Source organism: Pseudomonas sp. TE3644, assembly GCF_056278815.1.
In genome coordinates, this window is sequence record NZ_JBWBQF010000001.1 from 6,648,677 (window position 1) to 6,674,115 (window position 25,439).

The window sequence follows — 25,439 nt, forward strand, 5'->3', positions numbered from 1 at the left end:
GGGTGATGACCACGATGATACCTCAGCGCTTGTTCAACACCTTGGCCAGCCGATCGCCGCCAAACTGGATGAACGCCACCAGTACCACCAGCAGCACGATCACGGTCAGCATGATCTGGCTGTCGAAGCGCTGGTAGCCGTAGCGGTAGGCGATGTCGCCCAGGCCGCCGGCACCGATGGCGCCGGCCATGGCCGAGGAGTTGATCATGGTCACCAAGGTGATGGTGAAACCGCCGACGATGCCGGGCCGCGCCTCGGGCAACAGTACGTGCCAGATGATGTGCCAGCGTCGGCAACCCATGGCCTGGGCGGCCTCGATCAGGCCGTGGTCCACCTCACGCAGGCTGACTTCGGCGATGCGCGCGAAGAACGGCGTGGCGGCGATGGTCAGCGGCACCACGGCGGCCCACACGCCGTAGGTGGTGCCCACGATCAGTCGGGTGAAGGGGATCAGCGCCACCATCAGGATCAGGAACGGCACCGAGCGGAACAGATTCACAAAGGCGCCCAGCACCCGGTTTACGGCGGGGGCTTCGTAGATGCCGCCCTTGCTGCTGGTGACCAGGATCACCGCCAGGGGAATGCCAAGGATCAGCGCGATACAGGACGACACGCCGACCATCAGCAGCGTGTCGAGGATGCCTTGCAACAGTCGTTCAGCCCACATAACCCAGCACCTCCACGCGATGCGCCCACAGGGCGGCACGTTCCACCAATTGTTCGCGAGCCAGCGGCGAGTGCGCCACGGCGATCACCAGTTGCCCCAGGGCGCGGCCCTGGATGCGTTCGACGCCGCCCTGCAGCAGGCTGACGCGGCCACCCAGGCTGTGGAACAGCGCCGACAGGTCCGGCTCGTCACCGTCGGTGCCGGTCAGGCGCAGGCCCAGCACCAGTGCCGAAGCGGCCGATTGCGGCTCGCTGTGCAGGCGCGCCTGCAACTCGGCCGGCAAGCCATGCTGCAAAGGCGCCAGCAGGGTCTTGCTGACCTCGTGCTGCGGGTCGCCAAACACTTGCCACACCGGTCCTTGCTCAACCACCTGGCCTTTTTCCAGCACCACCACGCGGTCGCAGATATCGCGGATCACCGCCATTTCATGGGTAATCAGGATCACCGTCAGGCCCAGGCGCTGGTTGATGTCGCGCAACAGCGTCAGGATCGACTCGGTGGTTTCCGGGTCTAGCGCCGAGGTGGCCTCGTCGCACAGCAGAATCGCCGGGTCGTGCACCAGGGCACGGGCAATGCCCACGCGCTGTTTCTGGCCGCCGGACAGCTGCGCCGGGTAGACGTGATGCTTGTCGGCCAGGCCCACCAGATCAAGCAGTTGGCTGACCTTGCGGTGCCGCTCGGCCTGGCTCACGCCCGCCACCTTCAGCGGCAGCTCGACGTTCTGCCACACGGTCTTGGCCGACATCAGGTTAAAGTGCTGGAAGATCATGCCGATGCGCCGCCGCAGCGCCACCAGGTGGTCTTCGTCGAATTCGCCGATGTCCACCTGATCGATCAGCACCCGGCCGACGCTGGGTTGCTCCAGGCGGTTGATGGTGCGGATCAGCGATGACTTGCCAGCGCCGCTGCGGCCAATGATGCCGAAGATCTCGCCGCGCTGGATGTTCAGGTCGATGCCTTGCAGGGCCTGCACCGGGCCGTTCTGGCCCTGATAGGTCTTGCCCACGCCGATGAAGCGCACGTGGGCGTTGGCCAGTTCCGGGTGCAGCTGGGTGCGCTCGGCGCTGACGGTGGTGGTGGTTTCAATCAGGCGCTGGGCGCTGCTCATGGTCAGCTCCCCCAACCGGTCTGGTAAAGCTTGCCGTAGGTCTTGTCCAAGGCGGCGCGCACGACCGGCGAGTGCTGGTAGATGTCGATGAACTTGGCCAGGCGCGGGTCGGCCTTCTCCTTGGGCTGGATCACGAACTGGATCACGTACTCAGGGTGATCGACACCGTCGAACAGCAACGCCGACTCGGCATCGAAGGTCTTGGCCAGGCGGATATAGGCGGGGTAGCCCTGCACCAGGTCGGCGTCATCGTAGGCGCGCACCAGCTGCACCGCTTCCACCTGCAGGATCTTCAGGTGCTTGGGGTTGGCGACGATATCGTCCTCGGTGGCCTTGTAGCCCACGCCGTCCTTGAGGCTAATCAGCTTGGCCTTGGCCAGCAGTTGCAGGCCACGGCCGCTGTTGATGGGGTCGTTGGCGATGGCCACGGTGGCGCCGTCGGGCAGGTCGTTGAAGCTTTTGTACTTCTTGGAGTAGAGCCCGACGTTGTTGATGATGCCTGGGGCGTAGGGCACCAGGTCGAAGCCGGCGGCGGCCTTGGCGTTTTCCAGGAAGGGGATGTGCTGGAAGTAGTTCACGTCGATGTCACCGGCGGCCAGGCTGACGTTGGGGGCGATCCAGTCGGTGAATTCCACCAGTTGCACTTTCAGGCCTTGCTTGTCGGCTTCGGCGACGGCGGCTTCCAGGGGGATGGCGAAGGCGGCGGTGGTGCCGATTTTCAGCGGGGCATCGGCGGCATGGGCCAGGCCGGTGGCCAGGCTGAGGGTGAGCAGCAGGGTGGTGAGTTTTTTCATGGGTCAGCTCCGAAATGGTTTATCCGTAGCCGCTGCCGAAGGCTGCGCTGGCCGCCGTGTACACCCGAGAACTCAGGGTTGGAATACGGGCCAGCGCAGCCTGGCGGCAGCGGCTACAAGTTGTGTGGTTTGAATTCGCTGGCAATATGGTTGTGCGGCAGGCGCGCGCCCTGCTCGAACAGCTTCTCGCGCAAGGTGCCGTCGCCATACGCGGTCTTGTACCGCCCGCGCCGTTGCAGCTCCGGCACCACCAGGTCGATGAAGTCCACGTAGCTTTCCGGCGTCACCGTACGCGCCAGGTTGAAGCCGTCCAGGCCGGTGTCGTCCAGCCAGCCGATCAGTTCATCCGCCACCTGCTCGGGCGAGCCGACCAGGGTGATATAGCGCCCGCCCAGGGCGTGTTGATCCAGCAGCTTGCGGCGGGTCCAGTCGTTGTTCTGCAGGTTCTTGGTGGCCGACTGGATGGCGTTGCTTTTCACGTACTGGATCGGTTCGTCGAGCTCGTACTGGGCAAAGTCGATGCCGGTGGAGCTGGCGAAATGCGCCACGCCGGCTTCGGCGCTGGCGTATTGCAGGTATTCGGCGTGTTTGGCGCGGGCGGCCTCCTCGGTCGGGGCGACGATCACGGTCAGGCCCATGAACACCTTGATGTCTTCCGGGCGGCGCCCGGCGGCCGCAGCACTGGCGCGCACCTTGTCGACCTGGGCACGGGTAGCCGCCCGGGTCTGGCCGCTGATGAACACGCACTCAGCATGTCGCCCGGCGAACAGCAGGCCACGCTCCGAGGCACCGGCCTGGAACAGCACCGGCGTGCGCTGGGGCGAGGGCTCGCACAGGTGGTAGCCGTTGACCTGGTAGAACTCACCCTGATGCTCCACCTTGTGCACCTTGCTCGGCTCGGCGTACACGCGGCGGGCCGGGTCGTTGACCACGGCGTCGTCTTCCCAGCTGCCTTCCCACAGCTTGTACAGCACCTGCAGGTACTCGTCGGCCTGGTCGTAGCGACGGTCGTGTTCGGCCTGCTCGCTGAGGCCCATGGCCTTGGCGGCGCTGTCCAGGTAACCGGTGACAATGTTCCAGCCCACCCGGCCACGGCTCAGGTGGTCGAGCGTGGACATGCGGCGGGCGAACAGATAGGGCGGCTCGTAGGTGAGGTTGGCGGTCAGGCCGAAGCCCAGGTTTTTGGTTACCGCGGCCATGGCCGAGACCAGCAGCAGCGGGTCGTTGACCGGCAGTTGGATGGCCTCGCGCAGCGGCACGTCGACGCTGTTCTGATACACGTCGTAGACACCGACGATATCGGCGATGAACAGGCCGTCGAACAAGCCGCGCTCGAGGGTCTTGGCCAGGTCGGTCCAGTACTCGAGGGTCTTGTACTGGGTAGAGGTGTCGCGCGGGTGTGTCCACAGGCCGTGGTTGATGTGCCCGATGCAGTTCATGTTGAAGGCATTGAGCAGGATCTTCTTATCGCTCATCAAAGGGTCCCTCGGCGTGGCGGCTTCTCGTCGTTGAGGTAGTAGTTACCGATGGCGTGGTACTTCCAGCGCACCGGGTCGTGCAGGGTGTGCACGCGGGCGTTGCGCCAGTGGCGGTCCAGGCCATGCTCGGCGAGGGTGGCCTGGCTGCCGGCCAGTTCGAACAGGGTGCTGCCGGCGGCCAGCGACACTTCGGTGCTGATGGCGCGGGCCTCGGCCACGGCGATGGAGGCCGCGGCCACGCTGTCGGCGTTGCTGTCGGCCTGGGCCAGGTCGAGGTATTCGCCGGCGCGTTCCAGCAGCGCCTCAGTGGCGTGCAGGCGGATGGCCAAATGGCCGATGGATTTGAGGCTGTGCGGGTCGTCCACGGCCTTTTCGATGCCGGAGTCGATCCACGGCCGGGTGCGGGTGCGCACGAAGTGCAGGGCGTCTTCGTAGGCGGCGCGAGCGATGCCGGTGTCGATGGCGGCGTGGAGGATTTGCGCCAGCGGGCCGACCGGGGTGGGGCGCTCGAAGGCGGTCTGGAACGGGATGACGTCTTCGGCGGCGACGTAGACGTGGTCGAACACCACCGAGCCGCTGCCCGTGGTGCGCTGGCCGAAGCCGCTCCAATCGTCGATAACTTCGAGGCCTTGGCTGTCACGGGGCACGAAGGCCAGTTGCTGCACGCCTTGCTCGTCCACCACCGAGGTAGGGATACGCTGGGCGTACAGGGCGCCGGTGGCGTAGAACTTGCGGCCGTGGATGCGGTAGCCGTCGCCGTCACGGGTCAGGCGCGTGGTGCGGTCGTGGGCAGTCTTGGTGCCCAGTTCGGCCAGGGCGTTGCCGAAGCGCTGGCCGGCGAGTACTTCGGCATAAAGACGGCGCTGTTGTTCGGGGCTGCCGTTCACGCGCAGCACTTCCAGGGCGTAATAGTGGTTCTGCGGAATCTGCCCCAGGGAGGCGTCGGCCTGGGCGATGATGGCTACTACCTGGGCCAGGGTGACGTTGGACACGCCAGCACCGCCGAAGGCTTTCGGCACGCTGATGGCCCACAGCCCGGACTGGCTGAACAGCGCCAGTTCGTCATGGGGCAGGCGGCGTTCGCGGTCGCGTACGATGCTGTCCTGGCGCAGGGTGGCGGCCAGGCGGTGAGCGGTTTCGATGGCCTGGGCGTCAGAGCGGATCAGCTCCACCGGCCCCGGCTTGGGGGTGAATGCGTTCATTGCGTTCTCCGGTGCGCTGGTCAAATCCAGGAGTGGCGGGCGGGGAGGCTGCCGTTGAGGTGGTAGGCGCCCACGGCGTGGTACTTCCAGCGCACCGGGTCGTGCAGGGTGTGCACGCGGGCGTTGCGCCAGTGGCGGTCCAGGTTGAACTCGGCCAGGGTGGCGCGGCTGCCGGCCAGTTCCAGCAGCTTCTCGCTGGCCTGCAGGGCAATTTCGGTGGTCAGCACCTTGGCTTCGGCCACGGCGATGGACGCGCGGCCAGCCGCGTCTTGGTCGATGACCCCCGCGAACACCTCGTCCAGCACCCGGCCGGCCTTGCGCAGCAGCGCCTGGGCAGCGTGCAGCTCCAGGGTCAGGCGGCCGACGTCGGCAATCACATACGGATCATCGCTGGCGCGTTCCACGTTGGCGTCGACCCAGGGGCGCGAGCGCTCGCGAACGAAGGCGATGGTGTCGGCGATGGCTTCTTCGGCGATACCGGCATCGATGGCAGCTTGGATCAGTTGCGACACTGCGCCCTGGATATTCGGCCGTTCGCCGCTGCGCCAGTTGTCCACCACCAGGTCGGCGGCCACCACCACATTGTCCAGCAGCACCGTGCCGCTGGCGGTGGTGCGCTGGCCGAAGCCGCTCCAGTCATCGACGATGTGCAGGCCAGGGGTGCCACGGGGCACAAACGCCATCACCTGGCGGCCTTCCTCGTTCAGTGCCTTGACGGCTACCCAGTGGGCGAACAGGGCGCCAGTGGAGTAGAACTTCTGGCCGTTGATGACGTAGTTGTCGCCTTGGCGAGTGATGCGGGCCTTGAGTTCCAGGGTATTGCGGGTGCCGCGTTCGGGACCGGCATTGCCGATGCGCGCGCCTTGCAGCACCGAGGTGAACAACTGGCGCTGCTGCTGTTGCGTGGCCACGCCCGGCAACAAGTGCAGCAGGCCGAACTGGTTCTGCGGGATCTGCCCCAGCGCCGGGTCGGCGGCCGAGACGATGCGGAACACATCGGCAATGGTGACAAACGAAAGCTGCGGCCCGCCGAATGCTTTAGGGATGGAGATGCTACCCAGGCCAGTGGCGGTGAACTGCTCGATCTGCGCCCAGGGCAACTGCCGCTGGCGGTCGCGGGTGGCAGCGCCACTGCGGGCAGCGGCGGCCAGTTCATGGGCGGCCTGCAGGGCCTCGGCGTCGCTGCCCAGCACCTTGGCGGGCAGCAGCGGTGGCGGGGTGTCCAGATGCGACTGGATGTCGTTGTTGCTGACCATACCGTCCTCACGTCATGAATAGCGCCGCGTTGTCGCGACGGAAAATGCGTTGGTCCGGTGGTCCGGTTTATATACCCTAATCGTGTATAAATTTTAAATATACTAACCTTTAGGAATATCAATAGAAGCGGGATCGCGGTACACCCGCACCTGCCGGGAAGGGGCCCAGCCGGACGGGTTGCCGACCCGGTCGAGGATGCAATAGGTCACCTCCAGATGAGCGTCCTGGCCAGCTTCGCGCACCATGGACTTGGGGATGCGGCCCTTGATCGGCTCGCCCACCTGATCGCCATGCAACGGCGGCAAGTCCAGGCGCAGATCGCCCCAGCGCAGGGTCAGGCAGTCGAGCGCGGCCATGTGGCGCCAAGGCTCGATGCTGAAGGGGATGCCGCGCTTGAGGGTGTTCAGGCACACCTCGTCGGGCAGTTGCACCGGGGCCAGGAACTGGTTTTCGCCGTCGACCTGAAGCGAGCCGCCGGGGCAGTCGAGCTTCACCGGCACGCTCAGGCTTTGGGACTTTTGCGCCCGATGGCCGACGCGCAGCACGCGGTAGTGCAGGTGGGCTTCGCCGCTGAGTACGAAGCTGGCGGGGATGGGCAGCTGCAACGTGTTACCTATGTCGTCGGCTTGCAGGGGGTGGGCGCTGACGAAACGGCTGTTGCAGAACAACTCGACCAGATCGCCCTGGTCCATGTCGGGGTAGGGGGCGATGGTGGCGCTGAGGTGGTTGGCGGCGTGCAGGCTTATGCCGTGGCTGGCGCAGGGGGGCAGGGTGGGCGGCGAGAGTTCAGATCCATTGAACAGGCGCATGGCGAGTCTCCTTGAGGGCAGGGCGTCCTTGATAGGGGGTTGCCGGTGCGGGGGTCAAGGTGGGGGGATTGCCGTTGTGCCTGTTCAGACCATTCCTACAAACGGCGCCCCCTGTAGCCGCTGCCGCCAGGCTGCGCTGGCCCGTAGTCCAACCCTGATATTTCGGGTGTACGCGGGGGCCAGCGCAGCCTGGCGGCAGCGGCTACATTGGTGCTCAGCCAGCCAGGAACTTGCTGAGGAACTGCTTGGTGCGCTCCTGCTGCGGGTTGGCGAACAAGGCTTTGGCCTCGCCCTGTTCCACGATCACACCCTTGTCGAAGAACACCACGCGATTGGCCACGTCACGGGCGAAAGCCATTTCGTGGGTGACGATGACCATCGTGCGTTTTTCTTCGGCCAGGCTGCGAATGGTCGCCAGCACTTCGCCTACTAGTTCCGGGTCCAGCGCCGAGGTGGGTTCGTCGAACAGGATCACCTCCGGCTCCATGGCTAGGGCCCGGGCGATTGCCACTCGCTGTTGCTGCCCACCGGACAGCCGACGCGGGTAGGCGTCTTCCTTGCCCGCCAGGCCAACCTTGGCCAGCAGCTTGCGGCCCAGGGCCTCGGCCTGGGCGCGTGGGGTCTTCTTGACCACCACCGGGCCTTCGATCACGTTTTCCAGCGCCGTGCGGTGCGGGAACAGGTTGAAGTTCTGGAACACAAAGCCCACCTGCTGGCGCAGGCGGCGGATCAGCCCCTGTTGCTGGGCGATGCGGCTGCCGTCGATCTCGATGTCACCCATGCGGATGCGTCCGCTGTCCGGGGTTTCCAGCAGGTTCAGGCAGCGCAGGAAGGTGGTCTTGCCCGAACCGCTGGGGCCGATGATGGCTACCACTTCGCCGGCGTCGACGCGCAGGTCGATGCCCTTGAGCACGGCGTTGCCGTTGAAATGCTTGGTCAGTTTTTCCACCACGATCATGGCGTCAGGCCTCCTGGTCATGGCGGTTGACCCGCGCTTCTAGACGGTTCTGCAGCGCCGACAGCGCGCTGGCCAGCACCCAGTAAATCAGCGCCGCAGCCAAATACATGGTGAACACTTCAAAGGTACGGGCGGTGATCAGCTGCGCCTGGCGGAACAGCTCGGGCACCTGGATGGTGGCCGCCAGGGCGGTGTCCTTGACCAGCGAGATAAAGCTGTTGCCCAACGGCGGCAGGGCGGTGCGCGCGGCCTGGGGCAGAATCGCCCGGCGCAGCGTCTGGCCACGGGTCATGCCGATACTGGCGGCCGCTTCCCACTGGCCACGGTCCACGGAACTGATGGCCGCACGCAGGATTTCACACACGTAGGCCGCCATGTTCAGCGAGAAACCGATCAAGGCCGCCGGCAGCGGGTCCAGCTCGATACCGACCTGTGGCAGGCCGTAATAGATCACGAACAACTGCACCAGCAACGGCGTGCCGCGGAAGAACGACACGTAGACCCGCGAAATACCCCGCGCCACCATGAAGCGTGACAGCCGCATCAGCGCCAGGCCGAAGCCCAGCAGCAAACCGAAAAACATCCCGCCCAGGCTCAAGAGCACCGTGAATTCGGCACCCTTGAGCAGGAAAGGCGCTGAATCCAGCGCCAGTTTCAGACTTTCTTCAATCATTTGGTCACGTCAGCGTTGAAATACTTCTGCGACAGCTTGGCCAGGGTGCCGTCTGCGCGCAGTTTGTCGATGGCCTTGTTGATGGCGGCCAGCAGCTCAGGCTCGCCCTTGCGCAGGGTCACGCCGGCTTCCTGGCGGGAGAACGCCGGGCCGGAAACGGCCAGGGTGTCGTTGGTCTTGCTGATCAGTTCGAACGCAGCCAGGCGGTCGACCAGAATGGCGTCGATACGGCCTACGCGCAGGTCCTGGTACTTGGTTGGGTCATCGTCGTAGGTCTTGATCACGGCGCCCGGCACGTTGTCTTTCAGCCACTGCTCGTAGTTGGTGCCCAGGCCCACACCGACCTTCTTGCCGGTCAGGTCATTGGCCGAGGTGATCTTGCCCGCGTCCTTCTTCTGGGTCAGGGCCTGGATGCCCGACACGGTGTAGGGCTCGGAGAAGTCGTACTTCTTCTTGCGCTCTTCAGAGATGGTCACCTGGTTGATGGCCACGTCCAGGCGCTTGGACTCCAGCGATGCGAGGATGCCGTCCCATTTGGTCGGCTGCAGCTTGGCGGTCACGCCCAGCTCTTTGGCCAGGGCCTGGGCGAACTCCACTTCGAAGCCGGTGAGCTTGCCGTTCTCGTCGACGTAGCTGAACGGCGGGTAGGTGCCTTCAAGGCCTACGCTGATGCTGCCCTTGTCCTGGATGGATTTCAGCTCGTCGCCAGCCACTGCCTGGCCGACCAGAGCGGAACCCATGACCAGGCCCATGCTGGCGATGAGGAGATTGCGACGCAACGCGGAAAAAGTCATGTGATGCCCCATATGTTGTTGTGAGGGAAGGCAACGCATCCTTGCGCTGGAGGCGTAATTATCGCCGCCTGTCGTTATGGCTGAAAATAATAAAAAATTCAGCTTTCTGCTATTACGGGTATATCAGCTGGGCCAGATGCCCGGGTAGGCGAACAGCGCCGGCGCCCCGCCGGTGTGCAGGAAAATCACCGGGCCGTCGTTGAAACGCTGACGACCGATACCGTCCAGCAGCCCGGCCATGGCCTTGCCGGTGTAGACCGGGTCCAGCAGCAGGCCCTCCTGGTTGGCCACCAGCTTGATCGCCGACAGCGTGCCGGCGTTGGGTTCACCATAGCGCGGGCCGAAGAATTCATCCCACAGGGTGACCTTGAAGCTGTCAGGCAGCGGCACGCCCAGCAGCTCGGCGGTGCGCTCGGCCAGCCCCTGCACCTTGGGGCGCTGGGCTTCCTCGGTGCGCGACACGGTGATGCCGATCACCGGCAACTGCGGCAGCGACTCGCTCAGGCCCAGGGCCAGGCCGCTGTGGGTGCCGGCGCTGCCGGAGGCCAGTACCACGGCGGCGAAGTCCAGGCCGGTGGCCTTGATCTGCTCGGCCAGTTCCAGGCCGGCGCGCACGTAGCCCAGGGCGCCCAGGGCGTTGGAACCGCCGATCGGCACCAGGTACGGCTTGCGGCCGCTGTCGGCCAGGCGGCGGGCCAGGGCTTGCAGTTGCTCGTCGGCGTTGTCGAGGTTTTCCACCAGCTCGACCTTGGCATCGAACAGGTCCAGCAGCAGGCGGTTGCCGTTGCCCAGGTAGCTGCTGTCATCGGTGCCGATGGGGTTTTCCAGCAGCGCGACGCAGCCCAGGCCCAGTTTGGCGGCGATGGCGGCGGTCTGGCGCACGTGGTTGGACTGGATGGCGCCGGCAGTGACCAGGGTGTCGCAGCCTTGGGCCAGGGCGTCGGCGGCCAGGTATTCGAGCTTACGCAGCTTGTTGCCACCCATGGCCAGCGGGGTCAGGTCGTCACGCTTGACGTAAATGTCGCGGCCTACCCACTGTGACAGTCGCTCGAGTTTTTCCAGTGCAGTGGGGGCACCCAGGAGTTCGAGACGGGGGAAGCGGGCAAGCGATTGCGTGATCATGGGGATTCCGGTGGGTGGGGGAAACAGGACTATAGGCAGGCACTGAATGGGGGGCAACCCTGTGATTCTGTGGGAGCGGGCTCTGCCCGCGAAAAGAACACCGCGATGGCCCATTCGCGGGCAGAGCCCGCTCCCACAAAAGATGCCCAGCTGTGGGGATGGAACGGCTGCATTGGCTTATGTTCATAACATCACCACCCAGCAGAATCGGTTCTTTTTGCGGTGCGACAATCTACCGTAGAGTGGGCGCCGATCAGGCGGCCATATCAGGAGTACCCATCGTGAGCGACAAACCCCAAGGGCCCAATGGCCACTGGCAGCTGCAGTCAATCGTCAGTCAGCTGCGCGGTGCGCGCGAGCAGTGGCGCCGTTCGAACGGGCGCAGCAGCGGCGAGCAGGGTGGGCGGCAACTGCCGTCGCGCGAGGCGGTGCGCTGCATTCTGGAGCAGCTGTGCGGCGCGCTGTTCCCCATGCGCCTGGGCCCGGTGGACCTGCGCGAGGAAAGCGAGGACTTCTATGTCGGCCACACCCTGGATGCGGCGCTGAATGCGCTGCTTGTACAGGCCCGCCTGGAACTGCGCTACGCCGCGCGTCATCAACAACAGCAGGAAGACGTGGATGCCCAGGCGCTGGAGTTGATCCAGGGCTTCGCGGCTGCCTTGCCGCACCTTCGCGTGCTGCTGGACACCGACGTGCTGGCCGCCTACCACGGCGACCCGGCGGCGCGCAGTGTGGACGAGGTGCTGCTGTGCTACCCCGGCATCCTGGCGATCATCCATCATCGCCTGGCCCATCACCTGTATCGCGCGGGCCTGCCGTTGCTGGCGCGCATCAGTTCGGAGCTGGCGCATTCGGCCACGGGTATCGACATCCACCCCGGTGCGCAGATCGGGCCGAGCTTCTTTATCGACCATGGCACCGGCGTGGTGATTGGCGAGACGGCGATCATCGGTGAGCGCGTGCGCATCTACCAGGCCGTGACCCTGGGCGCCAAGCGCTTCCCGGCGGACGAGTCGGGGCAATTGCAGAAGGGCCATCCGCGCCACCCGATTGTCGAGGACGACGTGGTGATATACGCCGGGGCGACAATCCTGGGGCGCATCACCATTGGCAAAGGCTCGACCATCGGCGGCAACGTGTGGCTGACCCGCAGCGTGGCGGCCGGCAGCAACCTGACCCAGGCCAACCTGCAGCACGATGACGGCACCCAGAAGTAACGTTTAACGCGAATTTTGCTGCGGTGGGTCGGGGGTTCTGTAGCAGCTGCCGAAGGCTGCGTCACAGGCGGCGCGGTGTGTCAGCAAGTGCGCAGCGCCTGTGACGCGACCTGGCGGCCGCTGCTACAGGGCGCCCGGTTTGGTCTGGAGTGGCCATCTGTGTTTAAATTGAACGGCTGTTCAATTTAAAAGATGTTCGCGTTCCGCGTTCTACAGGAGGTTATCCCTTGCTGAAAACGCTCTATTCAGCTGCTTTCCCGCCTTTCGAGGTGCACTGCCAATGAGTGCCTCGTCTACTCCCGCCAGCGGCAATGTCCGCATGAACCCACCGGTGTTCTACTTCGCCGCCAGCTTCATCCTGCTGTTCGGCATCGTGGTCATCGCTTTCCCGCAACAAGCCGGGGCCTGGCTCACTGCCGCGCAAACCTGGGCCGCCAACACCGTTGGCTGGTATTACATGCTGGCCATGACCCTGTATCTGGTCTTCGTGGTGGTCACCGCCTTGTCTGGCTACGGCAAGATCAAGCTCGGTGCCGACCACGACGAGCCCGAGTTCAGTTACCTGTCATGGGCCGGCATGCTGTTCGCCGCCGGCATCAGCATTACCCTGTTTTTCTTCTGCGTGTCCGAACCCCTGACCCACATGCTCACCCCGCCGCAAGGCGAGGGCGGCACCCAGGCGGCTGCGCGCCAGGCCATGCAGCTGCTGTTCCTGCACTGGGGCCTGCACGGCTGGGGCGTGTTCGCCTTCGTGGGCATGGCCCTGGCGTACTTCGCCTACCGGCATAACCTGCCGCTGGCCTTGCGCTCGGCGCTGTACCCCCTGATTGGCAAGCGCATCAACGGCCCCATCGGCTACGCGGTGGACGGCTTCGGCATCATCGCCACGGTGTTCGGCCTGGGCGCTGACATGGGCTTTGGCGTGCTGCACTTGAACTCCGGCCTCGACATCCTCTTCGGCGTGCCGCACACCCAGTGGGTGCAGGTGATCCTGATCACGCTGATGATGGGCGCGGCAATCATCGTTGCCGTATCCGGCGTGGACAAGGGCGTGCGGGTGATGTCCGACATCAACATGCTGCTGGCCGTTGCGCTGCTGCTGTTCGTGCTGTTCGCCGGGCCCACCCAGCACCTGCTGACTACCCTGATCCAGAACGTCGGCGACTACCTGGGCGCGCTGCCGTCCAAGAGTTTCGACGTGTACGCCTACGACAAGCCCAGCGACTGGCTGGGCAACTGGACGGTGTTCTACTGGGCCTGGTGGATTGCGTGGGCGCCGTTCGTGGGGCTGTTCATCGCGCGCATTTCCCGGGGCCGCACCATCCGTGAGTTCGTCTTCGGCGTGCTGCTGATCCCGCTGGGCTTTACCCTGGCGTGGATGTCGATCTTCGGCAACAGCGCCATCGACATGGTGCTCAATCACGGCATGACCGCCCTGGGCCAGTCGGCCCTGGCCGACCCGGCCAAGACCCTGTACCTGCTGCTGCAGACGTACCCGTGGAGCCGCGAAGTCATCGCTGTCACGGTGTTCATCAGCTTCGTGTTCTTCGTCACCTCGGCAGACTCGGGCACCGTGGTGCTCTCGACCCTGTCGGCGCGTGGCGGCAACGCCGACGAAGACGGGCCCAAGTGGCTGCGGGTGTTCTGGGGCGTGATGACCGCAGTGGTCACCAGCGGCCTGCTGTTCGCCGGCAGCATCGACTCGCTGAAATCGGCGGTGGTGCTCACCTCGCTGCCGTTCTCGCTGATCCTGCTGGCGATGATGTGGGGCCTGCACAAGGCGTTCTACCTGGAGTCCCAGCGCAAGATCGCGCAGATGTACTCCCTGGCCCCGGTAGCCACCAACGCCCGCCGCGGCCGAGGCGGCTGGCGCCAGCGTCTGAGCCAGGCCGTGCACTTCCCGTCGCGCGACGAGGTGTACCGCTTCATGGACACCCTGGTGCGCCCGGCCATCGAGGAAGTCTCGGCGGTGTTCACCGAGAAAGGCCTGAAGGTGGTCACCCAGGAAGACTTGAGCCACGACCAGGTCAGCCTGGAAATCGGCCACGGTGAAGAGCGGCCGTTCATCTATCAGGTGCAGATGCGCGGGTATTTCACCCCTTCGTTTGCACGGGGTGGCATGGGCACCAAGGAGTTGAAGAACCGCCGGTATTATCGCGCCGAGGTGCATCTGGCTGAAGGTAGCCAGGACTATGACCTGGTGGGCTACACCCGCGAGCAGGTGATCAACGACATTCTGGACCAGTACGAGCGGCATATGCAGTTTCTGCACATGGTGCGCTAGGTAGACCGGTCATTTCCGGCGCTACCGCTGGCCTCATCGCGAGCAAGCTTTGCTCCCACAGTGTGATGGCATCCACCGTGGTCGGCTTGACACTGTGGGAGCAAAGCTTGCTCGCGATAGGGCCTAGAGATCGGCGCAAACGTTGAGCTGATTCAAACAATCCCCCCATTGGCCCGCAGCGTCTGCCCGTTCACCCACCCACCATCCGGCCCCGCCAGGAACGCCACCACCCCGGCGATATCCTCCGGCTGCCCCAGCCGCTCCAGGGGCGGCAGCTTGGCGAAGTGCTGGATCTGCTCTTCACTCTTGCCGGTCAAAAACAGCTCGGTTGCCACCGGCCCCGGCGCCACGGCGTTGACGGTGATGTGCCGACCACGCAGTTCCTTGGCGAACACGTGGGTCATGGACTCCACCGCTGCCTTGCTGGCGTTGTAGACGGCGTAACCCGGCAGTTTCAGGGCCAGCGCCGAGCTTGAGAAGTTGATCACCCGCCCACCGTCGTTCAGGCGCGTGGCGGCTTCGCGCAGGGTGTTGAAGGTGCCGCGGGTGTTGATGGCGAAGATCTGCTCGTACAGCTCATCCGAGGTCTCGGCGATGGGGGTGGGCTTCATGATGCCGGCGTTGTTGACCAGTACGTCGACCTTGCCCAATTGCTGTTCGGTAATGTCGAACAATGCGCCTACTTCGCTGCTGTTGGCGACGTTGGCTTTCACGGCGATGGCCTGGCCGCCGCCTGCCTTGATCTGGCTGACCAGCGCTTCGGCCTCGTGGGCGCTGCTGGCGTAGTTGACGGCTACCGCGAAGCCGTCGCGGGCCAAGCGTTGGGCGATGACGGCGCCGATGCCGCGCGAGGCGCCGGTGACGATGGCTACTTTGCTCATGGGGGGAAGTCCTTTGTCGGGTGGGTGTGGAGCAAAGATTTACAGGTTTACCCAGCCCGATAAATGCCCCAGAGTTGCCTTGACTGTTCAATCCACGCCAACAATCAGGGGGCCGCATGGACCAGGTTCGCGCCATGAAGATCTTCGTGCGCATCTATGAACGCAGCAGCTTCACCCAGGCCGCCGAAGACTTGGGCATGCCCCGCGCCACCCTGACCCACACCCTCAATCAATTCGAAGCCTGGCTGGGCACGCGGTTGCTGGAACGCAGCACCCGGCGGGTGCGGCCGACGCTGGATGGCCAGGCCTATTACGCCCGCTGCGTGCAATTGCTGGCCGAGCTGGAGGAGGCTGAGCTGGCGTTCCGGCAGGTGGCCCCGAAAGGGCGCTTGCGGGTGGATCTGCATGGCTCGCTGGCCAGCTACTTCGTGGTGCCGGCGTTGCCGGAGTTCATGGCGCGCTATCCGGATATCGAGTTGTCGTTGAGCGAGGCAGATCGCTTTGTCGACCTGATCGAGGAGGGCGTGGATTGCGTGGTGCGGGCGGGCAACCTGGGGGATTCGTCGCTGATCGGGCGGCGGGTGGCGAATTTGCCTCAGGTGACGTGCGCCAGTCCTGGGTACCTGCGTTTGCATGGGGAGCCGAAGACCTTGGCCGATTTGCAGGGGCACAAGGCGGTGAACTACGTGTCACGCGCTTCGGGCAAGGCGTTTCCCTTCGAATTCATGGTTGATGACGACGTGGTGGAAGTGCAGGTGCCGGGGGCGATCTCGGTGTTTGGCACGCAGATCTATACGGCGTCGGCGATTGCCGGGTTGGGGTTGTTTCAGGTGCCGCGGTATCGGGCGGCCTTGCCGATCGAGCAGGGCTTGCTGCGTGAGGTGCTGCCGCAGTTTGCGCCGCCGCCGATGCCGGTGTCGGTGCTGTACCCACAGAACCGCCACATGGCGCCGAGGGTGCGGGCGTTTGTGGATTGGGTAGCTGAGGTTTTTAGCCGGGCCCTGTAGCCGCTGCCGCCAGGCTGCGCTGGCCCGTATTCCAACCCTGAAGTTTCAGTTGTACGCGAGGGCCAGCGCAGCCTGGCGGCAGCGGCTACGGTCAGGCGCTTTCGCGCTCAATCAGCCGGCACTCCAGCAGATTCAGGCGCTCAACCTCCACCTCCCCCAGACTCTCCAACACCCGCGTCGCCGCCAACACCCCAATCTCCAGCGCCGGCGGCTTGATGGTGGTCAAACTGGGCATCAGCATCTCGGCAAACGGATAGTCACCAAACCCCACCACCGCGCAGTCCCCGGGGATCTTCACCCCCGCCCGCTGCCCGGCCAGCAAGCCACCCGCCGCCAGGTTGTCGTTGGCAAAGATGATTGCCTGGGGCGGCAGCTCGCTGGCCATCAACGCCTGCATGGCCTGCTTGCCCGCCTCGAACGGCGCCAGGCCTTCCTGCGGCGCATACACCTGCGGCTCAAGGCTCAACTCGGTCATGGTCGCGCTATAGCCATCACGCCGCTCCAGCGCACTGAAGTCCCCCGCCGCGCTGTTCTGCACGAAAGCAATGCGCTGGTAGCCCTTGCCATGCAGGTACCGCGCAGCCGTGACCCCCACCTGAAAATGCGAAAAGCCGATCTGGATCGGGCTGCGTTCAGGCCGGTAATCCCAGGTCTCGATCAGCGGAATATCGGCTTCGGCGATCATCTTCTCGGTCGCCTCGCTGTGGAAATGGCTGGTCAGCACCAGGGCGGCAGGCGACCAACCCAGGAACGCACGCACCGCGCTTTCTTCCTGCTCCACCGAGAAGTAACTGGAGGCCAGCAGCAGCTGATAGCCATGGCGATTCAAGGTGTCGCTGAACCCCTGAATGGTGCTGGCGAATATCGGCCCGGAGATGTTGGGAATCACCATCCCGACAATCCGCCCACGCGCCGACGCCAGTCCACCGGCCACCAGATTGGGCACGTACCCCAGCTCATCCACCGCTGCCTTGATGCGCTCGCGTCGCTCGGGCGACACCTGGTCCGGCTGGTTGAAGTAGCGCGACACGGTGATCGCCGACACCTGCGCATGCCGCGCCACGGTGTTCAACGTGACCCGACCGGCGCCACGCCGCTTGCGCTTGTCTTCGCTCACCTGTGCCTCCTGATAAAACCTAAACGCATATAAAAGTAATTTTTCAGTATTGGACGGTCTATGTCCGGATTGCCGATACTTTCGATGTTAGCGCTAACAAAGTGCTTTGTCTGCTACTCGCTCGAGCGAATGCCCAAGACACCTTATCTGCGAAACGACAGACGCAGTGGCCGCAGAGCCACGGCCAGGGCACAACCTTCGAGCAGGGCATCGACATGCAAAACCGATTTGGGGATCGCTTCAAAACCACCACCTTGGCCCAGGCCTTTGGCTGGACGTTGGCCGCCTGCGCTGCCATGCCATTGGGCGCCGCCCAGGCAGCAGAGGCGGCGGCCGCCGACAGCAGCGCCGAGCCGACGCTGAAGTCGGTGACCGTCACTGCCACCCGCCGCGAAGAGTCACTGCAGAAGGTGCCCGTGGCCGTGACCGTGGTGGACGGCGAGCAGTTGGGGCGTGAGAACCGCACCAACATCGAAAGCATCGTCCAGCAGATCCCCACGGTGAATTTCCGCACCGGCGCCTCCAACAAGGACACGTCGCTGTTCATCCGCGGCGTGGGCACCATCTCCACCTCCCCGGGCGTGGAGCCGACCGTGGCCACCGTGGTCGACGGCGTGGTGTACGGCCGCCCGGGCATGGCCACCCTCGACCTGCTGGACCTTGAGCGCATCGAAGTGCTGCGTGGCCCGCAGGGTACCCTGTTCGGCAAGAACGCCTCGGCTGGCGTGCTCAACATCACCACCAAGGCGCCCACCGACGAGACCCACGGCTACGTGGAACAGTCCTACTACCAGGGCAACGAAAGCCGCACCCGTTTCGGCATCGGCGGCACGCTGATCCCCGGCACCCTGAAGGGCAACCTCACTACCCTGGTCAGCAGCTACGACGGCAACGTCGACAACAAGGCCAACGGCCAGGAAGTGAACGGCTACAACCGCAAGGGCGTGCGCGGCAAACTGGAATTCACCCCCAACGATGACGTCAAGCTGACCCTGTCGGCCGACTACATGAACTCCGGCAGCGACGCGCCCAACGGCGTGGTCAGCAGCACCAGCAGCACGGCGTTCGCCAATGCCCTGTCGCCCGTTAATGCCACCTCGCACAACCGCGATATCAACAGCGATTACCGCACCCATGTCGACGACATCAACAAGGGTCTGTCGGCGCAGCTGGACTGGAACCTGGGCGATTACACCCTGACGTCCATCACCGCCTGGCGCGGCTGGAACAACGACCAGTGGCAGGACGCCGACCGTCTGTCCACCATCAGTGCCGCCTTCCCCGGCATTCAGGACAAAGGCACCCTGGACTACGACCAGTACAGCCAGGAAATCCGCCTGGCCTCGCCCAAGGGCGAGTTCCTGGAATACGTGGGCGGCCTGTACTACATGCACGCCAAGGACAAGGAAACCTACGGCCGCACGCTGATCACCACCACGGCCACCAACAGCGGCCTGGCCAACTACAGCACCACCAGCGACAGCTACGCGGTATTCGGCGAGAACACCTTCAACTTCACGCCCACCTTCCGCGGCATCGCCGGCCTGCGCTGGACCCACGACGAGCTGAAATACGACCACGACCGCACGTCCACCTCGGCCGTGGCGGTCAATGGCATCAACCCCAGCACCAGCAGTTCGGGCAGTACCAGCGAGGAAGGCTGGTCGGGCCGCCTGGGCTTGCAGTACGACCTGAGTGACACCGTGACCAGCTACGTCACCTACTCGCGTGGCTACAAGGGCCCGGCCTACAACGTGTTCTTCAACATGCAGCCGCGCGACACCCAGGCCCTCAAGCCGGAAACCTCCAACACCTGGGAAGTGGGCATCAAGGCCACCAGCTGGAACAACCGCCTGACCACCAACCTGGCCGTATTCCACAGCGACTACGACAACTACCAGGCCAACTTCTACGACACCGTGGCCGGCCAGGTGGTTACCCGGTTGATCAACGCCGGTACGGTCAGCACCGAAGGTGTGGAGGGTGACTGGGCCTTGCAGGCCACTCGCAACCTGAAACTGTCCGGCGCGTTCGCCTACACCCACGCGCGCATCGACCAGTTCAGCTGCCCGGCCGGCGCCGCCGCGTCCTGCAACGTCAACGGCAAGACCCTGCCGTTCAGCCCGGACTGGAAAACCTACGTGCGCGCCGACTACGACATCCCGCTGGACAACGGCATGGATATCGAGCTGGGCACTGATTACAACTGGCAGAGCCAAGTGCAGTACGACATCAGCCAGAACCCCGACACCAAGCAGGGCGCCTACGGCATCTGGAACGCCAGCGTGGCCCTGGCCGACTACAACAGCGGCTGGCGCGTATCGCTGGAGGGCAAGAACCTGCTCGACAAGTCTTACTCGCCCCTGCTGGCCAGCGGCAGCGGCTACGTTTACCGCGCGGTACCGCGTGACGACCAACGTTACTTCGGCATTCAAGTACGCAAGGACTTCTGACCATGAGCCAGGCACCACGACAACTTAAATTGGGCGCGTTCCTGATGGCCACCGGGCACCACGTGGCGGCCTGGCGGCACCCTGATGTACCGGCCAACGCGGGCCTGGATTTCAAACACTACAAACACCTGGCCCAGGTGGCCGAGCGGGCCCGCTTCGACACGCTGTTCGTGGCCGACAGCGTGGCCGCGGCCACCGGCGACATCGCCAGCCGCATGGCCCGCTCCGATCACTTCGAGCCGCTGACCCTGTTGTCGGCGCTCAGCGCCGTCACCGAACACATCGGCCTGATCAGCACCGTCACCACCAGCTACAACGAGCCCTACCACGTGGCACGCAAGTTCGCCTCGCTGGATCACCTGTCCGGCGGCCGCGCCGGCTGGAACCTGGTGACCTCCGATGCGGCCGCCGAGGCGCAGAACTTCGGCCGTGACGAGCACATCGGCCATGCCGACCGCTACAGCCGCGCTCGCGAGTTCTACCAGGTGGTCACCGGCCTGTGGGACAGCTGGGCCGATGACGCCTTCACCCGCGACAAGGCCAGCGGTCAGTACTACGACCCGGCCAAGCTGCATGTGCTCAACCACAGCGGCGAGCACTTCAAGGTCAAGGGCCCGCTCAACGTCGCCCGTTCGCCCCAGGGCCGGCCGGTGATCGTGCAGGCTGGTTCTTCGGAAACCGGTCGCGAGCTGGCAGCGCAAACCGCCGAAGTGGTCTTTACTGCCCAGACTTCGCTGGCCAACGCCCAGGCGTTCTACGCCGACCTCAAGGGCCGGTTGGCAAAGTTCGGCCGTAGCCCTGATTCGATGAAAATCATGCCAGGCGTGTTCGTGGTGGTGGGCGAGACCGAAGCCCTGGCGCGGGCGAAGTTCGAAGCGTTTCAGGCTTTGGTCGAACCTGAAGTCGGCGTCGCCCTGTTAGGGCGTATGCTCGGCAACTTCGACCTGTCCGGCTACCCGCTGGACGGGCCGTTGCCCGAGTTGCCGCTGACCGACAGCGGCCAGCAAAGCCGGCAGAAACTGCTGACCGAACTGGCCGGCCGCGAGAACCTCAGCCTGGCCGAGCTGGGCCGCAAGATCGCCGGTGGGCGCGGGCATTACAGCCTGATCGGAACCCCGGTGCAGATTGCCGATCAGTTGCAGGCATGGTTTGAACAGGGCGCGGCGGATGGCTTCAACGTACTGGTGCCGCATTTACCTGGCGGCCTGGAGGATTTTGCCGATCACGTAGTGCCCGAGCTGCAACGCCGCGGGCTGTTCAGAACCGAGTACGAAGGCACCACGCTGCGCGAGAACCTGGGCCTGGCAAGACCCGCCAACCCGTTTTTGTAAACCCCGTAGCCGCTGCCGCCAGGCTGCGCTGGCCCTGGGCCTCGCTGGAGATGCCCAGTGTACTCGAGGGCCAGCGCAGCCTGGCGGCAGCGGCTACAGGTTGCCACATTCAATAAGAGAGGAACCGATGACCTACATCGCTGCGCAAGACCGCTACGAGTCCATCCCTTACCGCCGCGTAGGCCGCAGCGGCCTGGTGCTGCCCGCGCTGTCCCTGGGCCTGTGGCACAACTTCGGCGACAGCACGCCCATCGACACCCAGCGCGCGCTGCTGCGCACCGCCTTCGACCTGGGCATCAACCACTTCGACCTGGCCAACAACTACGGCCCGCCCTACGGCAGCGCCGAGATCAACTTCGGCCGCCTGCTGCGCGAAGACTTCAAGCAGTACCGCGACGAACTGATCATCTCCAGCAAGGCCGGTTGGGACATGTGGCCAGGCCCGTACGGCCAGGGCGGCGGCTCGCGCAAATACATCCTCGCAAGCCTGGACCAGAGCCTGCAGCGCCTGGGCCTGGACTACGTGGACATTTTCTACTCGCACCGCTTCGATCCCGACACCCCGCTGGAAGAAACCGCCGGCGCACTGGCCACGGCCGTGCAGCAGGGCAAGGCGCTGTACATCGGCATCTCCTCATACTCGGGGGTGAAAACCCGCGAGATCGCCAAGCTGCTGCAGGAATGGAAAGTGCCGCTGCTGATTCACCAGCCGGCCTACAACCTGCTCAACCGCTGGGTGGAAAAGGACCTGCTGGACGTCACCGACGAACTGGGCAGCGGCGTGATCGCCTTCACCCCGCTGGCCCAGGGCCTGCTGACCGACAAATACCTGAATGGCGTGCCCAAGGACGCCCGGGTCAACAAACCCGGCGGCGGTTCGCTGCTGCAATCGCACCTGTCGGACAGCAACCTGGCGCACATCCGCTCGCTGAACGAAATCGCCCAACAGCGCGGCCAAAGCCTGGCGCAGATGGCCCTGGCCTGGACCCTGCGCGACCCACGCGTGACCTCGGCACTGATCGGTGCCAGCCGCCCGGAGCAGATCATCGAGAACGTCGGCGCGCTGAAGAACCTGTCCTTCAGCCGTGAAGAGCTGGACGCCATCGACCGCTTCGCCGTGGAAGGCGGCATCAACCTGTGGGAAAAGCCATCGCTGGCTGAATAACCCCGCCCCGCCGGGGGCTACGGCCCCCGGCCCTGCATTGCGAGAAACCCGATGAAACCACTAGCACGCCTGGCCGCCGGCCTGTCCCTGCTCGCCCTGACCTTCAACGCCCTGGCCGACCCGGCCGCGCTGCGCATCGGCTACCAGAAAGGCTCCATCGCCCTGGTACTGGCCAAAGAGCACGGCCTGCTGGAAAAGCAGTTCCCGCAAACCAAGGTGCAGTGGATCGAATTCCCCGCTGGCCCGCAAATGCTCGAAGCCCTCAACGTCGGCGCTCTGGACGTAGGCTCCACCGGCGACATCCCGCCGCTGTTCGCCCAAGCGGCAGGCGCGGACCTGGTCTACATCGGCGCCGAACCGTCCAAGCCTGCGGCGGAAGTGATCCTGGTGAAAAACGACAGCCCGCTGCACAGCGTGGCCGAGCTCAAGGGCAAGAAAGTCGCGTTCCAGAAGGGCTCAAGCTCGCACAACCTGATCCTGCGCGCCCTCAACCAGGCTGGCCTGACCTACAAGGACATCCAGCCCATCTACCTGAGCCCCGCCGACGCCCGCGCGGCCTTCGAGCAAGGCAGCGTCGACGCCTGGGTGATCTGGGACCCGTACTCCTCGCTGGCCCTGAGCGAAGGCCACACCCGCAAACTCGCCGATGGCACCGGGCTGGGCCTGTCCGGGCCGCTATACACCGCACGCCGGCAGTACGCCGAGCAGAATGGGCCGTTTATCCACAGCGTGCTGGACGAACTGAGCCAGGCGGAGGCCCTGACGCGCAGCCAGCGTGAAGACAGCATCAACGTGCTGGCGGGCAACATGAACCTGCCCAAGGCGGTGGTGGCGCAGTACATCGACAACCGCCCGCCTTCGCCGATTTCGCCGATTGATGGGAAGGTGATGGCGGCGCAGCAGGTGACGGCGGATTTGTTTTATCAGAATCGGTTGTTGCCCAAGCATTTGGACGTGAGCCAGCAAGCCTGGAAATGATGCGGATCAGTGTTTGGCAGGGAAGCCGAGCACCTGTGCAGGCTTCTTGAAGGACGGATTCGAGATCGGCTGGCGTTTGACTCGCAATTCCAGGATCCGAGCTGCATCAGGGAGTTCAAAGTATCCCTGCTCAAGGCTGCACAGCGATTCCAGTGTGTCAGTGGGTAAGCCAAGCACCTGTCGAAGTTGAGAGCGAGAGAGCACCTTGCTCTCAACCATCATCTTGATGCTTTGAGACAGCAACGACGGCAACTCATGTTGAAGGGTGTCATCCAGAGGTTCGCCCTTCACCCAGCCTCTCGCTGAACGTGCCTTCCAGAGGCGCGTAGCGGTGGTTTCGTTGATGATGTCCAAGTCTTGGCACCGCCTCACCATGGCCGCCACCGAGACCTTCCAGCGGGGTTTGAGTGCAAGCAGGGTATCCAGTGTGGGCCAACGCACTTCACGGCAGAAACTTTCTGCAGGCAGCAGGAAGGAGCTGGCGAAGCGATGGGCTTGTGTCTCCAGCAACGCGTACTTTTCAACGTACTGTGTTTGCGTCACGTGCCGGTGAAGCACGATATGCCCCAGCTCGTGGGCGGCATCAAATCGATTGCGAAGCCCATTGGCCTTGTCCGCGATAATGAGGGCGTAAGGCCGATCATCTGCCAGGCACCAATTTGATACGCCATCCATCTTCAGAAAGCCCAGATGGCTTCTCGCACAGACGATGCCGGCGCGCTCCATGATGTCGATTACATGCGGGATCGGGCCATTACCCAGGCCCCACGCCTGACGACATGCGCTGGCGACCTGCTCGATCTCGGCGTCGGAAATCAGTTCGCAGTTTTGTTCGTAGAGGCAGGGAACGTTGACGTCGGGGAATTCGAGGCTTTCCTGCAGTTTGAAGGAGATTTCCTGGAGCCACGACAGCCGGATCGCAGCTATTTCCCTCGCGGTTTCCGTGGCCGTGACATTTGAACGGAAGAAGAATGGACTGGCGGCGTCGCTGTGCACAGGTGACTCCACTAGCCAGTTCTGGCTTACGCCGAAAACCTCGCACAAACGGTGAAATGCATCTGCTTCAGGAGCCTGAAGGCCATTTTCCCATTTGGAGATATTTCCAGAGGCGCGGCCAACCAATTCAGCCAGCCCGGATTGAGTCAGGCCAAATGCCAGGCGCAACTGCTTGAGGCGTCCTGATTGAAAGCCTGCGACTCCCGTCCTCATCATTACCTCTTCGCTTGGGTTTCGGTGTCTGTGTCTTCTGCGCGGCGCATATTATCTCGCAATTTCACCAGCGCAATGGGTTTAAGACCAGCGTGCTCATCTTCAGCATAGCCATCGATCAGTTCCTCCAACGCACAGCTCATGTGAAAGCCTTTACCGTTGAAATGCGGTACCGCCAATGCAATAGCCAGCGGCTCTGCCTGGTTAGCGCAGCTGGGAGGTGGAGCATGTGCGATAACCAGGGCATTGATCAGGTGATCATCCGCTGGTTGCGTTACCTCATTGATCCAGTCGATCTGGGTGCAAGCCAGTGTTTCGTTCAATAGCTTGAGCTCTGATCGGTATTTGGCTTCACGCACTTCCTTCTGCCAAGGCAGCACCACGGCGGTCAGACGGACTTTGCCTATAGCAAGAAGCACGAAAAAGCTTCCCTTGGGCGCTGTCTCCCGGATTACAGGGGACCAGCGAACTAGCCCGCCCATGGCCTCTTGAACGTACATATAGCGCAGGTAACCGCGCAAATGCTCGGGTGGGACGTTGCGCAGCTGTTGACTGTCAGACATGGCTTTCTGGAAGGTCTGGGGGATGAGGATGCTCAGCTCCTCAAAAAAATCCTGATGAATCTCCGCTCGGATGAAGCGCTGAAGGTCGTGCTTGGTCACCATGGATACTGCCTTTCTTATGATTCGATAAGCGGATATCTAGCCAACTTTTCTTCGTTTTGAAAGGCTTTTTCTGTCCATTTGTCCGTATTTAGGCCAATAACGAAAAGGAGAGATTTCCTACGTGTTCGCAGGAAATTTCGGGATATTCAGCCTCAATAAATCGTTTTATATTGGAAATGATTGCCTCAAGATCTGTTGGCGTAAGCCTCCCCTTGAGGACACATGAGTTAAAGAAGCCGCCTCTATCAGGCGGTTTTCTTATGCATGACA

Annotated in this window: 22 protein-coding genes; 7 read left to right on the forward strand and 15 right to left on the reverse strand. The window is 63.8% G+C overall.

The features are described from left to right. Positions 1-22 precede the first annotated feature (22 nt). The 11 genes from ACZ9GA_RS29575 to ACZ9GA_RS29625 form a co-directional block, all read right to left on the reverse strand. Positions 23-667, reverse strand: coding sequence for a methionine ABC transporter permease (locus tag ACZ9GA_RS29575; protein ID WP_457358744.1), 645 nt, complete (start codon positions 665-667; stop codon positions 23-25). After that, complete coding sequence (locus ACZ9GA_RS29580; protein WP_457358742.1) at positions 657-1,775, reverse strand: methionine ABC transporter ATP-binding protein; 1,119 nt, start codon at positions 1,773-1,775, stop codon at positions 657-659. The genes ACZ9GA_RS29575 and ACZ9GA_RS29580 overlap by 11 nt, the downstream gene beginning before the upstream one ends. Positions 1,776-1,777: 2 nt before the next feature. After that, positions 1,778-2,569 carry a MetQ/NlpA family ABC transporter substrate-binding protein gene (locus ACZ9GA_RS29585; protein ID WP_457358740.1) on the reverse strand — a complete coding sequence of 264 codons (792 nt, stop codon included), beginning with the start codon at positions 2,567-2,569 and terminating at the stop codon, positions 1,778-1,780. 113 nt (positions 2,570-2,682) lie between these two features. Then, positions 2,683-4,044, reverse strand: a complete 1,362-nt coding sequence (locus tag ACZ9GA_RS29590; protein WP_457358738.1) for an LLM class flavin-dependent oxidoreductase — start codon at positions 4,042-4,044, stop codon at positions 2,683-2,685. Next, the gene (locus ACZ9GA_RS29595) at positions 4,044-5,249 is read right to left on the reverse strand and encodes an SfnB family sulfur acquisition oxidoreductase (RefSeq protein WP_457358737.1); all 1,206 of its coding nucleotides are present in this window, start codon (positions 5,247-5,249) and stop codon (positions 4,044-4,046) included. Before ACZ9GA_RS29595 ends, ACZ9GA_RS29590 begins: the two co-directional genes overlap by 1 nt. A 20-nt stretch (positions 5,250-5,269) precedes the next feature. Then, complete coding sequence (locus tag ACZ9GA_RS29600; RefSeq protein ID WP_457358735.1) at positions 5,270-6,505, reverse strand: SfnB family sulfur acquisition oxidoreductase; 1,236 nt, start codon at positions 6,503-6,505, stop codon at positions 5,270-5,272. 102 nt (positions 6,506-6,607) lie between these two features. Then, positions 6,608-7,315, reverse strand: a complete 708-nt coding sequence (locus tag ACZ9GA_RS29605; protein ID WP_457358734.1) for a hypothetical protein — start codon at positions 7,313-7,315, stop codon at positions 6,608-6,610. Between the two features lie 214 nt (positions 7,316-7,529). After that, positions 7,530-8,273, reverse strand: coding sequence for an L-cystine ABC transporter ATP-binding protein TcyN (gene tcyN / locus ACZ9GA_RS29610; RefSeq protein ID WP_457363624.1), 744 nt, complete (start codon positions 8,271-8,273; stop codon positions 7,530-7,532). A 4-nt stretch (positions 8,274-8,277) separates the two neighbouring features. Further along, positions 8,278-8,946: a cystine ABC transporter permease gene (tcyL, locus tag ACZ9GA_RS29615; protein ID WP_457358732.1), complete on the reverse strand. Its 669-nt coding sequence runs from the start codon at positions 8,944-8,946 to the stop codon at positions 8,278-8,280. After that, complete coding sequence (gene tcyJ, locus ACZ9GA_RS29620) at positions 8,943-9,740, reverse strand: cystine ABC transporter substrate-binding protein (protein WP_457358730.1); 798 nt, start codon at positions 9,738-9,740, stop codon at positions 8,943-8,945. The genes tcyL and tcyJ overlap by 4 nt, the downstream gene beginning before the upstream one ends. A gap of 123 nt (positions 9,741-9,863) precedes the next feature. Continuing rightward, a complete protein-coding gene (locus ACZ9GA_RS29625; protein ID WP_457358728.1) occupies positions 9,864-10,862 on the reverse strand; it encodes a D-cysteine desulfhydrase in 999 nt (332 codons plus the stop codon). A 281-nt stretch (positions 10,863-11,143) separates the two neighbouring features. Here ACZ9GA_RS29625 and epsC point away from each other — a divergent pair, with 281 nt between their 5' ends. Together epsC and betT are read left to right on the forward strand one after the other, a co-directional pair. Next, positions 11,144-12,079 carry a serine O-acetyltransferase EpsC gene (gene epsC / locus ACZ9GA_RS29630; protein WP_457358727.1) on the forward strand — a complete coding sequence of 312 codons (936 nt, stop codon included), beginning with the start codon at positions 11,144-11,146 and terminating at the stop codon, positions 12,077-12,079. A 319-nt stretch (positions 12,080-12,398) separates the two neighbouring features. Beyond that, on the forward strand, positions 12,399-14,363 hold the full coding sequence (betT, locus tag ACZ9GA_RS29635) for a choline transporter BetT (protein ID WP_457363623.1): 1,965 nt from the start codon (positions 12,399-12,401) through the stop codon (positions 14,361-14,363). A gap of 152 nt (positions 14,364-14,515) precedes the next feature. Here the strand turns inward: betT and ACZ9GA_RS29640 are convergent, their stop codons facing one another. Beyond that, the gene (locus ACZ9GA_RS29640; RefSeq protein ID WP_457358725.1) at positions 14,516-15,244 is read right to left on the reverse strand and encodes an SDR family oxidoreductase; all 729 of its coding nucleotides are present in this window, start codon (positions 15,242-15,244) and stop codon (positions 14,516-14,518) included. Positions 15,245-15,360: 116 nt separating this feature from the next. Between ACZ9GA_RS29640 and ACZ9GA_RS29645 the strand changes: the two genes are divergently transcribed. Next, entirely contained in the window at positions 15,361-16,251 is an 891-nt protein-coding gene (locus tag ACZ9GA_RS29645; protein WP_457358723.1) for a LysR family transcriptional regulator, read from the forward strand. A 91-nt stretch (positions 16,252-16,342) separates the two neighbouring features. Here the strand turns inward: ACZ9GA_RS29645 and ACZ9GA_RS29650 are convergent, their stop codons facing one another. After that, positions 16,343-17,368, reverse strand: coding sequence for a LacI family DNA-binding transcriptional regulator (locus ACZ9GA_RS29650; RefSeq protein WP_457358721.1), 1,026 nt, complete (start codon positions 17,366-17,368; stop codon positions 16,343-16,345). A gap of 215 nt (positions 17,369-17,583) precedes the next feature. Between ACZ9GA_RS29650 and ACZ9GA_RS29655 the strand changes: the two genes are divergently transcribed. The 4 genes from ACZ9GA_RS29655 (at position 17,584) to ACZ9GA_RS29670 (ending at position 23,295) form a co-directional block, all read left to right on the forward strand. Next, positions 17,584-19,821: a TonB-dependent receptor gene (locus tag ACZ9GA_RS29655; protein WP_457358719.1), complete on the forward strand. Its 2,238-nt coding sequence runs from the start codon at positions 17,584-17,586 to the stop codon at positions 19,819-19,821. Positions 19,822-19,823: 2 nt separating this feature from the next. Then, positions 19,824-21,152, forward strand: a complete 1,329-nt coding sequence (locus tag ACZ9GA_RS29660; RefSeq protein ID WP_457358718.1) for an LLM class flavin-dependent oxidoreductase — start codon at positions 19,824-19,826, stop codon at positions 21,150-21,152. Positions 21,153-21,279: 127 nt separating this feature from the next. Then, positions 21,280-22,317 carry an L-glyceraldehyde 3-phosphate reductase gene (gene mgrA, locus ACZ9GA_RS29665; protein WP_457358716.1) on the forward strand — a complete coding sequence of 346 codons (1,038 nt, stop codon included), beginning with the start codon at positions 21,280-21,282 and terminating at the stop codon, positions 22,315-22,317. Positions 22,318-22,368: 51 nt separating this feature from the next. Next, entirely contained in the window at positions 22,369-23,295 is a 927-nt protein-coding gene (locus tag ACZ9GA_RS29670) for a sulfonate ABC transporter substrate-binding protein (protein ID WP_457358714.1), read from the forward strand. A gap of 6 nt (positions 23,296-23,301) precedes the next feature. On the opposite strand, the gene ACZ9GA_RS29675 is transcribed toward ACZ9GA_RS29670, so the two are convergent. Both ACZ9GA_RS29675 and ACZ9GA_RS29680 read right to left on the reverse strand, forming a co-directional pair. Beyond that, positions 23,302-24,504, reverse strand: coding sequence for a helix-turn-helix domain-containing protein (locus ACZ9GA_RS29675; protein ID WP_457358712.1), 1,203 nt, complete (start codon positions 24,502-24,504; stop codon positions 23,302-23,304). 2 nt (positions 24,505-24,506) lie between these two features. After that, positions 24,507-25,169, reverse strand: coding sequence for a hypothetical protein (locus ACZ9GA_RS29680; protein ID WP_457358710.1), 663 nt, complete (start codon positions 25,167-25,169; stop codon positions 24,507-24,509). Positions 25,170-25,439: the final 270 nt, after the last annotated feature.